The 12,505-nt window shown below is 44.8% G+C and carries 8 protein-coding genes; 1 reads left to right on the top strand and 7 read right to left on the bottom strand.

All coding sequences use genetic code 11. The features are described 5' to 3' along the window. Positions 1-41: 41 nt before the first annotated feature. The 7 genes from sstT to malT form a co-directional block, all read right to left on the bottom strand. A complete protein-coding gene (sstT, locus tag AB4161_RS05960) occupies positions 42-1,256 on the bottom strand; it encodes a serine/threonine transporter SstT (protein ID WP_004732110.1) in 1,215 nt (404 codons plus the stop codon). Between the two features lie 478 nt (positions 1,257-1,734). After that, the gene (rsgA, locus tag AB4161_RS05955; RefSeq protein ID WP_372083002.1) at positions 1,735-2,799 is read right to left on the bottom strand and encodes a ribosome small subunit-dependent GTPase A; all 1,065 of its coding nucleotides are present in this window, start codon (positions 2,797-2,799) and stop codon (positions 1,735-1,737) included. A gap of 507 nt (positions 2,800-3,306) precedes the next feature. Continuing rightward, positions 3,307-3,765 (bottom strand): copper chaperone PCu(A)C, encoded by a 459-nt coding sequence (locus AB4161_RS05950; protein ID WP_017068936.1) that lies wholly within the window; start codon positions 3,763-3,765, stop codon positions 3,307-3,309. A gap of 83 nt (positions 3,766-3,848) precedes the next feature. Further along, entirely contained in the window at positions 3,849-4,445 is a 597-nt protein-coding gene (locus AB4161_RS05945) for an SCO family protein (protein WP_004732104.1), read from the bottom strand. Further along, complete coding sequence (locus tag AB4161_RS05940; RefSeq protein WP_017061864.1) at positions 4,442-4,882, bottom strand: hypothetical protein; 441 nt, start codon at positions 4,880-4,882, stop codon at positions 4,442-4,444. Before AB4161_RS05940 ends, AB4161_RS05945 begins: the two co-directional genes overlap by 4 nt. A 203-nt stretch (positions 4,883-5,085) precedes the next feature. Next, complete coding sequence (locus tag AB4161_RS05935; protein ID WP_372083001.1) at positions 5,086-6,006, bottom strand: DUF368 domain-containing protein; 921 nt, start codon at positions 6,004-6,006, stop codon at positions 5,086-5,088. 625 nt (positions 6,007-6,631) lie between these two features. Further along, positions 6,632-9,340 (bottom strand): HTH-type transcriptional regulator MalT, encoded by a 2,709-nt coding sequence (gene malT, locus AB4161_RS05930; protein ID WP_017061867.1) that lies wholly within the window; start codon positions 9,338-9,340, stop codon positions 6,632-6,634. Positions 9,341-9,907: 567 nt separating this feature from the next. Here malT and AB4161_RS05925 point away from each other — a divergent pair. Beyond that, on the top strand, positions 9,908-12,361 hold the full coding sequence (locus tag AB4161_RS05925) for a glycogen/starch/alpha-glucan phosphorylase (RefSeq protein ID WP_102394044.1): 2,454 nt from the start codon (positions 9,908-9,910) through the stop codon (positions 12,359-12,361). Positions 12,362-12,505 lie beyond the last annotated feature (144 nt).

Below are 12,505 nucleotides of genomic sequence, written 5' to 3'. Positions count from 1 at the left end.
AGAGCTTAGAGCTTAGAGCTAAAGCCTAATACCAAGAGCTGTTAAGCTTTGTTTTGCTCAGCTTTACATACAGCCGCAGTGAACACTACGTCAGTTGAGCTGTTAAGTGCTGTTTCAGCCGAATCTTGAATCACACCAATGATGAAACCAACCGCTACAACCTGCATCGCTACATCGTTTGAGATACCGAATAGGCCACAAGCTAGAGGAATCAGTAGCAGTGAGCCACCGGCAACGCCTGATGCACCACATGCTGAAATTGCAGCAACAAGGCTTAGTAGAATCGCAGTGAAGATATCAATCTCAATACCCATTGTGTGTACAGCTGCAAGCGTTAACACAGTGATGGTGATTGCAGCACCTGCCATGTTGATGGTTGCGCCTAGAGGGATTGATACAGAGTAAGTATCTTCATCTAGCTCTAGCTTCTTACAAAGGTTCATGTTCACTGGGATGTTTGCAGCGCTTGAACGAGTGAAGAATGCTGTTACACCAGATTCACGAATACATTGCAGTACAAGTGGGTATGGATTCTGTTTTGTCTTTACAAAGACAAGCAGTGGGTTAACGACAAGAGCAATGATCAGCATTGAGCTTAGTAGAACCGCTAGTAGTTGACCGTAGCTTGCTAGTGCATCGAAGCCCGTTGTTGCGAATGTAGTCGAAACAAGGCCGAAGATACCGAATGGCGCAAGACGAATAATGAAGCGAACAATGTGTGAAACACTGTGGCTAAGGTCTTCGAAAACCGCTTTGGTTGTTGCAGATGCGTGGTGCAGTGCAAGACCAAGACCGATAGCCCAAGCAAGAATACCGATGTAGTTAGCGTTCATTAGTGCGCTAACTGGGTTATCTACAAGCTTGAATAGAAGCGTATGAAGAACTTCTGCAATACCTTGAGGAGGGTTAGCACCTTCAGCGCCAGCAACCAGTGTCAAAGTGGTTGGGAACATGAAGCTCAGTACTACAGCAGTCAGTGCTGCAGAGAACGTACCAATCAGGTAAAGCACAATGATTGGACGCATATGAGTATGCTGACCTTTCTTTTGGTTTGCGATAGAAGCTGCAACAAGAATGAATACTAAAATTGGGGCAACAGCTTTCAGAGCACCAACAAACAGACTACCTAATAGGCCTGCATCTTGAGCTGCTGAAGGAGAAACCATGGCGAGAACGACACCGAAAACAATACCAGCAAGGATCTGTAGAACGAGATTTCCACGAGCGATGCGGGCGAGCATGTTGTGATTTTGCATAAAATACCTGCAATTGTTAATTTATTATAGTGATGTATTTTTTTATAAAGTTGTACCAAATCCAACTATACACTAGTGGAATGGGCGGTCATATTAGCGGGATCTAAGAAGGTGTCTAGGAATAGTTTACTTTTAGGGTGATTGTTTGCGCTGCGTGGTGTTTTTAGAGCTAAATGTTAAATTTTTGTGCTTTTGTTGAGATATAAATCTGCATGATAATACTCATTCGGGTCAATGTTCTGGTTCTGGTGCCGTCAGAGTCGATTAGCAAGATCATTGTGTGCAGAAATGATCCCATTGGGTTCCTGTTGATATAAAGAAGACCTGTTAATACAAAGAAGCCTCGCTGATACAAAAAAGCCTCGCTGATACAAAAAAGCCCCAGCCCAATGCATTAAAGAGCTCAGGAATTAATGAGCTAATACGCGATAGGGACATGGGGCTTATTTACGTGTTGTAAACCTAATCCAATAATCGGCTATTTAGACGATTTCTTGATATTACGGCTCTCTGACTGTACGTTTCGGTACATTTTGGAAAGCTGCTTATTGTTAGCGCGTTGCTCTGCAAGAGAAGCGCCGTTTCTTGCTTGTTCTCTCAGTAGCTTTTGATAATTAGTAAATCGTCTTTCAGACAGTTCACCACTCTCAATGGCAGCCCTTATCTTGCATCCTGGCTCTGATTCATGATGACAATCAGAGAAGCGGCAGTGCATTGCTAACTCTTCGACGTCTGAAAAAGTTTCACTCACGCCTTCAGCGCAGTCTGCAAGTTGGAGCTCTCGCATTCCTGGAGTGTCGAGAAGCAAGCCACCTGATGCGAGCAAGTGGAGTGATCGTGATGTGGTTGTATGACGACCTTTACTGTCGTCTTCACGAATACCACCAGTTGCCTGCGATGCTTCACCTAGCAATGAGTTAACCAAAGTCGACTTACCCACACCAGAAGACCCCATTAGCGCGACGGTTTTGCCGGTTTTACACCAAGGTGACAGTACTTGGGTTGAGCCTTGATCTAGGCTATTGACCGCTTCGATCATGAGCATCGGGTCTAAGCTTTGTACCTGTTGTACTTTGCCTTCGTAGTCGTCACACAAGTCTTTCTTAGTCAGGACGATAACCGCTTCAACTTGTGCTTCATTTGCGAGTGCCAGGTAGCGTTCAATGCGACTCAGATTAAAGTCGTTGTTCAATGAAACCACGATAAACACTGTGTCGATATTGGCTGAAATATATTGTTCAGCCACACGACTGCCTGCAGCTTTTCGGCTAAAGAGCGATTGGCGTTCTAGTAAGCGATCGAATTGCAGTTCAGAGTTCAATATTACCCAATCGCCAACGGTCATTGCAGGTTGGTTGTGATGAATAGGTAGAGTGATTTCGCCTTGTTCAGACGCAAATGTGTAGCCACTGCGATGGTGCGCGGTGATACGGGCGATCACTGAATGGTCGTAGTCTTCAAGTGTCAGTTGTTGTTGGAATACAGGTTGCCATCCAAGTTGTTGAAGTGACATTGGATGAGAAAATGCGTTTTGTGAATTCATGTCTATTTACCCAGACGTGCGAGCTTTCTTTTCTTGTGAGAGCATTAAAGTCTTATCAGTGCATTAAAGTCTTATGAGAGCATTAACGTCTTGTAAGATCTCAGGTTGTCGATGAGATCGAAAAGCGTTGGTCAGTTCAAAAAGCGTCGAGACGTCAAAAATGTTTGAGCTTGGGTCGAACTCAAAATCGATAGGACCCCGGATTTGAGTCATGCTTTACAGGCATGCAGATATTGATCACTTACGATCAACAGTAAACCGGGTAAAAGTGTGCGGTAGTCAGCTGATGGCTTAATGTTGGTAGTTCGAGATTAAAGTTTGATTAACCAAACAAATTAACGCGTTACTTTTACTGCCAGTTTTAGTGTTTTCATTACAATCATCTTCTATTCTCCTTGGTTTATTTATGTGTTCAGGCTTTGAATAAAAAGCGCGCTCAGTTTAACAAAAAGCCACGATGGCGAGAAGTCATCGTGGCTTAAATTATTTTATCAATTGTGAATACGATTAATGATGGTCGTGGTTCATCTTCTTCATGCCGCTCATCACTTTCTTCACTGGTGCGTCGAAGGTCTGTGTTTCACCATTGGCAAAGGTCAGAGTCATCTCGATTTGCTCACCTTCTTTTAGGCTACTTTTTAGGTCGAACAACATGATGTGTAGGCTACCAGGTTTAAGTACCGCTTCACCGTTTGCAGGGATGGTGATCTCTTGAACTTGGCGCATTTTCATAACATCGCCATCCATGATTACATCATGAAGTTCTACTTTACCTGCTGCAGGTGTTGTTGCAGAAACAATAGCGCGATCTTTATCGCTGTGGTTCATCAGAGTCGTGAACACCGCGCTGTTCACTGCTGAAGGCGGGGTTGCACGAGCGTACGCGTCATGAACCATAATATCGCTACTAGCCTGAGCAAAAGGGGTGAGCAATAAGCCTGCTAGAGCAAGTGCTTTTAACTTCATGTTGTTGTCCTTAATTTTTATGTTTTTGGTCTGGGACCTGACTTTTTTTGAACTTTATTGAGTAAGTTCTTTGTTTTTACGTTTTACTGCGTCAGCTTGTTGATAGCCTCAACAATTGGCGCTGGCGTCAACGTGTGCGGTACTTTGGTAATCAAGGTACCGTCGGGCTTTAAAAAATAAAAATATGAGCTGTGGTCTAGGGTGTATTCCAACTCTGAACCTTCCAGCTTGGTCTTTCTGAAAATAACACCGTAGTTGTGTGCAAGCGTGGTTGTCACATCCAAAGGACCACTTAATCCTTCCATCATTGGGTGGAAGTATTGTGCGTATTCGTATGAGGCTTCTGCTGCATCACGCTCAGGGTCGAGAGAGACAAACATCGGGCGAATCTTGGCTTTTGCTTCATCAGAGACTTGGTTAAGTGCTCCGGCCAACATAGCCAAAGAAGTGGGGCACACATCTGGGCAGCGTGTGAAACCGAAGTAAACGATACGAATTCTGTCATCGGTTTGGTCAAAGATTTCCGTTGGTTGGTTGTCTTTGCCGAAAAGAGTCGTTGCGGAGAACTCTTGTTTTGCAGCGTGTTGTTCTTGAACTTCGTTTTGCCCATCAAGATAGCTTTTGACACCAAAGCCAAGTACAAAAGCGACAACCAATGCTAACGACCAATTTCTACTCATCTTGCCATCCTTATTGCAGGGTTTACAGTATCGACACCATCAGTGAGTTCACCGATCCATGTCATTTTATCTAAAGTACATACAGGTAAAATCACATCACCTTCATAGGTATTGTTGCCAATGCTCTTTAATTGAAAACGCGCTGATCCCATTTCCATTTCTAAACCTGTGAGCGATAACACCAGTGTCTCAGATGCAGCACCTTCCCAAACTACCTTTATCTTTGTGGGTAGAAGAGGTTGCGCGGTTTCTCGGTCAAGCGACATTGAAATGGATTCCTGCTCACACGATGTGGTTGAAAGCATGCAGTAATCATCCAAGCTGACGTCGGCAGTTGAGTGCTCCATCGCAGATTTAAATTGCTGAATTGCTTGCGGCCCATAAAAGCCTGCCACGAGAGCGATCCCAACAGCAGCAACCTTTAATGCAGAGTGCATGTCGTGTTCTCATTTAATTTTATAAGAGCGGCGATGTTATCACACCCCTCAATACGTGCTTGTATCAAAAAGCAATTTTGTGCGTATGGTAGAACTAAAAAAGCGAAGCCATTGGCTTCGCTTTTGTCTGTTTAATAGATATGTGAGCTTAGTATTTCTAAGTTCTATCCATTCTGAACATGTTCCAGAAATACGTTGAATGATTAGTCAGCGTTACGCTCTGCGAACTTCTCCAGGCCTAAAACCAATGCAATCGCAGCAAACATCATCACAATCGCCATGACCAACTGAGAAGGCTGAGAGGTTACCGCTTCAAAATCAAACGGTGATAGGTTTTCTTGAATCAGAGGAACTTGTTCACCTTTTGAGTTTGTGCGCCAGCTGATGGTCTCTTTCCAAGGCCAGATCTTAGGCAGCGTACCGATCATCAAACCGGTTAAGAATACCAATGTGAAGTCGCGGAATGAACGCAATAGCCAAGACAGTACATGTGAGAAAGTCAGCAGTCCGATCACACAGCCCGCAAGGAATAGCGCAAGTACATCGACTTGAAATGATTTAACGGCGCCAAGCACGGGGCCATACATGCCAATCAGGAGCAGAATAAAGCTGCCTGAAATACCGGGTAAAATCATCGCGCAGATAGCAATCGCACCCGCAATCAATACGTTGATGCTGGTTGGTTCCATTTGCAGCGGTTTAAGCACGGTAATGCTATAAGCGAAAGCAACGCCAAGCAGCAAAAACACGAAGCGAATCATATCGCGTTTCTCTACTTGCTTAAGAATATGGAAAACCGAGACCAAGATCAGGCCGAAGAAGAAAGACCACAGTGGAACAGGGTGGGTGACTAATAACCAAGAAATCAATTTTGCGAATGTCGCAATGCTCGTTAATACGCCCGCGAACAGTGAAATTAGGAAGAAACCATTGATGTGATTAAACGCGGCTTTGAAGCCTTCGAGTTTCCATAAGCCAAGTACGCTAGGGTTAATTCTGCGAATGCTTTCTAGCAGCGTATCGTAGATACCAGTGATGAATGCGATGGTTCCGCCCGACACGCCAGGTACAACGTCTGCTGCGCCCATTGCCATGCCTTTGAAAAAAGTACTTAAGTAGTTCATTGCTTCATAGAGTTGAGGATGATTTTGTGCAGTATACAAACTTTAGTGTAAAAAAAGTATGAATATGCTTTTGGGGAAGGGCTTTTATTACTCTATTAATTGTAAGGCAATAAGTTGAAGTGAATATTTGCCTAACATTTAGATAACAACCACTTAGTGATTTGTCATTAAGAGCAGAGATGAAACTGATCCCTTATCGATATTGCATCTTGGTTGCAATATGCAAATGCACTTTGCAATTCGCATGACAAATTCATGGTTTTTATGCGGTGCAGGGCTTATAAAACGTCGAATAAAAGTTGGCACGCTAACTGCATTATATACATTGACCCTTCTTAAGCCGAGGGTCACCTAGCCAACTGACGTTGTTAGTGAACTTATGATTTGTTCACAAATATATAGAGCCAATCGCGATTATTGCGGTTGGCTATTTTTTTGCCTGTCGTTTGGTGATCGTCTTTTTACTTTTCCCATTCCTACATTTTTAGGTTCTAAACTTCAGATGAAAAAAAAGCCAGCCACCATCGGTGACTAGCTTATGTTTTCTCGAATCAATCTCGAATCAATCTCGAATCTCGAATCTCGAATCTCGAATCAATCTCGAATCTCGAATCTCGAATCCGTTTTAGTACCCCATCAACTGCAGCAAGTTCTCCGCTGTGCTGATTGCTTCTTTACGGTTAGCAATGTTGAGCTTTTGGTAAAGGTTACGGATGTGAGTCTTGATTGTGGTACCCGCTACATCGAGTTCTTGAGCGATCTGCTCATTACTGAATCCTGAGTAGATCAGACCAAGTACTTGCCATTCACGCTGGGTGAGTGGGCTAGTACGCACAAGCTCAGGAATGTTCGGGTGATTAACCAAGTTCTCAACAAAGTCTTCATCGAAGTGAACCGAGCGGCTGCGTTGGGTCGCGGAAATATCTTTCATGATTTGTTGTGCGCGGTGACGTTCTAAATCACCTAAGCCTGGCTTGTTGCTCAACTTATCCAAGATATGCCCGATAGTCCCACCGTCTACCAAGAAGTTACCGACCATACCGGTTTGGTTAGTCATATGAAGCGCTTCTTCGAGTAGTATTCGTGCGCTGTCTTCATCGTTAATTTGTGTACGTAACACGGCTTCAACGATCAAGTTGCGGTTGGTGTCTGTAATCAGGTGCGAACGCTGGGCTTCACTCTTAAGGAAAGTCAGCGCTTCTTCTGCGTCTTCATACTGCTCAAGGATGATGTGAGCACGAACGATGTTTCGCCACTGAAGTTGGCAGAAGTGGTTACTTGCCGATTCAGGTCGAACAGCCACACTCAGCCAATCACGGATAGCTTCTTTATCGCCTTTTACTTGCCAGAACAGAATCAAAGAAAGAGAAGCATTTGCCGTCCAATCTACGTGGTAAGTCGATTGACGCAATAGGTGCTGAATCTGGTCGATAAATTTCGACGCTTTATCAATCTCACCACGGCTCAATGAAATACGAGCCAACATAGAATAGCTGTGCAGGTGTTTACTCGGAGAGTGGTGACCAAGGATATCTAAGCCTTTGTAGCAACACTCTTCCGCTTCATCTAGTCGGTTCCAACACCAGAAGATCTGAGCACGAACACGCAGCAAGAATTCGTGCAGAGGTACGTATTGCAGCTGATGTTCTTCAATCAATTTGAATGCACTGTCTTGTAGCTCAAATGCAGCTTGAACATAACCTTGAGCAATCAAGATTTCGCTTTGTTGCAGAATCGCCCACAGGGCCTGATGGTAAACCTGATACTGACGTGCCAGTTTTTCTGTTTGTTGCATCATCGGTAGCGCACGGCTTAGGTTACCCATTACGTGATTCACTTCGCCCACAACCGAGGTTGCGACAATGCGGCTACGATAAACGGTGGTGTTCAACTGACTCAACGAAAGCTCAGCCAATTCCAATGCTTTCTCAGGCTCATTGCTGTTGATGGCAACTTGTGCGCGTAAGGCGTTGTATTGGCCTTGCTGCTGAGTATCGAGTTCAATGTTTCGCGCTTGATATTGAGTCTCAGCCTCTTCCAACAAAGTACCCACTTGGTCATAACGGTGCTGACTTTGTGCAAGCCAAGCGCGCAACATCGAAAGCTTTGGCTCACTGTATAGTTGATCTGTGGTTAGCTGTTTGATCGCCATTTCTAATGACGAAAGCTCACCTTGGTTGAACATCGGCCAACCGTGCTCAGTCAGGATTTGAATGATCAGTTCTGGATCTTCAGCACGCTGTGCGTGACGTAGTGCTTGGTGTGGTGTGTTTTGCTTGATCCACGCTTTTGCAGCACTTCGATGCAGTTCAGCTTCTTGCTGAGGAATTCGAGCTTGGCGCTCATGTGCGAGGAATTCACCAAACAAGTTATGGAAGCGATACCAGTTCTTTTCACCTTCAAGCGGGTAGATGAACAAACCAAAACGGTTGAGTGATTCGATCATACCTAACGCATCTTCACGCTGTGTAAGTGCACACACAAGCTCATCGTTGAAGTGATCAAGCACAGAACATTGCATCAAGAACTGTCGGGTTTCTTTGTCTAGCAGGTCGAATACTTCTTCAACCAAGTAGTCCCAAAGATGGGCGTGGTTAAAGTGAGAGAATGACTCTGCGGACTGTGCAAGAGTGCGTTTTTGGTGTTGTGCTTGTAGCGCGATAAGTTGTAGTGCAGAAGGCCAACCTTCTACATAACTACAAATGCTATCTGCCGTGGTGTCATCAATGCCGTCGGCTACGCGTTGGTTGAAAAAGCGTGTGGTTTCTTCGGTATCAAACGCCAACGAGTCATTACCTAATTCGATCATTAAGTCACGAACGCGCAGGTTTGCTGTACCAAGTGGTGGCGTACCACGACTGGTGACAACCAACGTTAGGTTATCGGGCATGTGTTTGAGGAAGAAGCGCATGGCTTCGTGGATGTCGTCATTGTTGACCAAGTGATAGTCATCCAACACCAGAAAGCACTCGTGATGGAATTCCGACATCTCGGCAAATACTTCACTTAATAAAGAATGCAGCGATGAAAACTGTCGCTTTTCTGCCAGTTTTTGGGCATTCGGACAGGCATTTTGAGTCGCTTTATTAAGTGATTGAAGTAGGTAGTTGATAAAGCGGAAGGCATCATTGTCGCTATCATCAATGCTGTACCAACCCACATTAGGTTTATCTACCAACCATTGTGCAGCCATGGTGGTTTTGCCGTAGCCCGCTGGAGAGCGGAACAACACAAGCTTATAGCAATCTGCATTGTGAAGCAGATCGAGAACCCTAGGTCGTAGGATTGCATTATGTAAGCGGCCGGGACGAGTCAGTTTCGAAGGGATCCACATATCGAAGTTTTACACCTATTCCGTGGCTATGTTCTGGAATATCCCAATCTATCGTTGAGTGCACTCCAATGACATGAGCCTAATTACTTAAGTCTTTACTCATATTACGTGAAGCCAAACGTTACCGACTACGATCCTCCTCAGAAACCTTGCACTCCTGCATGTTTTTGGGTGTCTACGCCCTTTATTTGAGACTTTGCTCACGTTGCGGGTTGGTTTGTGAATGTGACTTCGTTCATCCCTACACGGGAATCAATGCAAAAGATGAGAGTTGGAAATTATTTTCGTGATCTGAAACTCAGATTTGGCAATGACTTTAAATGGGTTAAATAAAAGTCACATCAATTGAAGTTAAGTTATCGAACGGGAGCTTGTGATCTTAGTCACTCCAAGTTTTTGTTCGCAGTCAGAACATGAGAGTCAGATCACTAACCCTAAGTCGGTACGCCCCCTACGCCCTCCCATCTACTCCTAGTCAGTTGCATTAGCGGGAGGATGTTTAGTTTATGGTGACCATGCACGATATGTCACAGATGAATTAGAACTATTAAAAGCGAGATTTCTGAAATGAAACCAACTCAGCAAAAAACTTTCGATAAAGTGTCATTCCAAGAGAGTGTTAAGAAACATTTATCTGCAACCTACGCAACAACGATTGAAAACGCAGATAGCCGCGCATGGTACCTAGCAATGGGGCGTGCGCTAGCAGAACTCACAACATTTGATCTGTTAGAAACTGAAAATGACGAAAAAATTAAGAACGCGAAGAGCGTTAACTACCTATCACTTGAGTTTTTGATTGGCCGTCTAACAGGTAACAACCTGATCAGCATGGGTCTATACGAACAGATCACTCATGCAATGGAAGAGCTAGGTCAAAACCTAACTGACCTTCTAGAAGAAGAACGTGACCCATCACTAGGTAATGGTGGTCTTGGTCGTCTAGCTGCTTGTTTCATGGATTCTTGTGCCGCTCAAGAATACCCAACAGTAGGCTACGGTCTTCACTACGAATACGGTTTATTCAAGCAGTCTTTCCAAGACGGTCGCCAACAAGAAGCACCTGACGCATGGCGCGGTGTTGAAGGTTACCCATGGGAAGTGGCTCGTCCAGAACTAGCACAACACATTGGTTTTTACGGTCATGTAGAAGTTGAATTCATCGACGGTAAAGAAGTACGTACTTGGGTTCCAGGTATGGAAGTGAAAGCAATGCCTTGGGATCTACCTATCGTAGGTTACGAGTCAAGCACGGTTTACCCACTGCGCCTTTGGGAATGTCAGGCAATTGCACCATTCTCACTAGCAAGCTTCAACAACGGTGATTACTTCGAAGCGCAACACTCGCTAATCGATGCAGGTAACATCACTAAGGTTCTTTACCCGAACGATAACCACGAGAAAGGTAAGACACTGCGTCTAATGCAGCAGTACTTCCATTCAGCAGCATCGGTTCGCGATATTCTACGTCGCCACGAAGCAGCAGGTTTCTCTCTAGAAGATCTGCCTAAGCAAGAAACGATTCAGCTGAACGATACACACCCAACGATCGCGATTCCTGAGCTAATGCGCATCCTGATTGACGAGAAAGGTCTATCTTGGGATCAAGCATGGGAAATCAGTGCTCACACGTTCGCTTACACGAACCACACACTACTTCCAGAAGCGCTAGAGACTTGGTCTGAATCACTGATCAATCGTCTTCTTCCACGTCACATGGAAATCATCTTTGAAATCAACCACCGCTTCATGCAAGAAGTTCGCAAGATGTGGCCTGGTGACGGTGAGAAGCAAGCGAAGCTTTCTATCATCCAAGAAGGTTTCCACCGCATGGTTCGCATGGCAAACCTATGTGTGATTGGTTCTTACAAAGTAAACGGTGTAGCTGCGCTTCACTCACAACTGGTTAAGAAAGACTTGTTCCCTGAGTTCAACGAAATCTTCCCAGGTAAACTGACTAACGTAACGAACGGCATCACGCCACGTCGTTGGTTGAAGTTCTGTAACCCAGGTCTATCTACGCTAATCACGGGTAAGATCGGCACTGAATGGCCAGCAAAACTTGAGCAGCTAGAAGGCATCGCTAAGTTTGCAACAGACGCGAAATTCCAAAAAGAATTCATGGCTGTTAAGAAAGAAAACAAACAGCGCCTAGCTGATTGGGTTCAAGAGAACATGGGTATCGAGCTAGATACTAACGCTATCTTTGACGTTCAAATCAAACGTCTTCACGAATACAAGCGTCAGCACCTAGATTTGCTACACATTCTATCTCTGTACCACCGTATTCTTAACGAACCTGGTTTCGAGTGTGAGCCACGCGTATGTTTCTTCGCAGCGAAAGCAGCACCGGGTTACCACCTAGCGAAAGAGATCATCTTCGCGGTTAACAAGATTGCAGAGAAGATCAACAACGACCCTCGCATCGGTAACAAACTGAAAGTGGTATTCATTCCTGACTACCGTGTAAGCATGGCTGAAATCATCATCCCTGCAGCAGACGTTTCTCAGCAAATCTCACTAGCGGGTAAAGAAGCATCTGGTACGGGCAACATGAAGATGGCTCTAAACGGCGCGCTAACTATCGGTACGATGGATGGTGCAAACGTTGAGATTCGTGAAGAAGTGGGTGATGAAAACATCTACATCTTCGGCCTAGACGTTGATGGTGTTCAAGCTCTGAAAGCTCAAGGCTACAACCCATACGACTACTACAATGCAGACCCACTACTGAAAGCATCTCTAGACCTACTGACTGGCGATGAGTTCACTCCAGGTCAACCAGGCCTTCTACGTGCAACGTTTGATAGCCTGCTAGACGGTGGTGACCCTTACCTATGTCTTGCTGACTTCGCATCTTACGTGAAAGCGCACGAAGACATGGGCACGCAATACAAAGACCAAGCAGGTTGGGCTAAGAAAGCAATTCTTAACACAGCATTGGTTGGTAAGTTCACATCAGACCGCTCTATCCGCGACTACGTGAACAACATCTGGAAACTTGAAGCGGTTAACCGTTAATACTTCCAAAGTAGCCAAGGCAGTTTCTGCCTTGGCTCAATTAGCTTGTGAGCAAACGAAAGGCTTAAAGGTTTCGTTTATAAACAAGCTGCTTACAAACCGATTGTCACAAGCTAATTGATTAGTAAAAATTAAATTAACAAC

The organism is Vibrio sp. 10N.286.51.E5 (assembly GCF_041469125.1).
In the GTDB taxonomy this organism is placed as follows: Bacteria; Pseudomonadota; Gammaproteobacteria; order Enterobacterales; family Vibrionaceae; genus Vibrio; species Vibrio crassostreae_C.
Note: the sequence above shows the minus strand (reverse complement) of the source record. Positions and strands in the feature narration are given on the sequence as shown.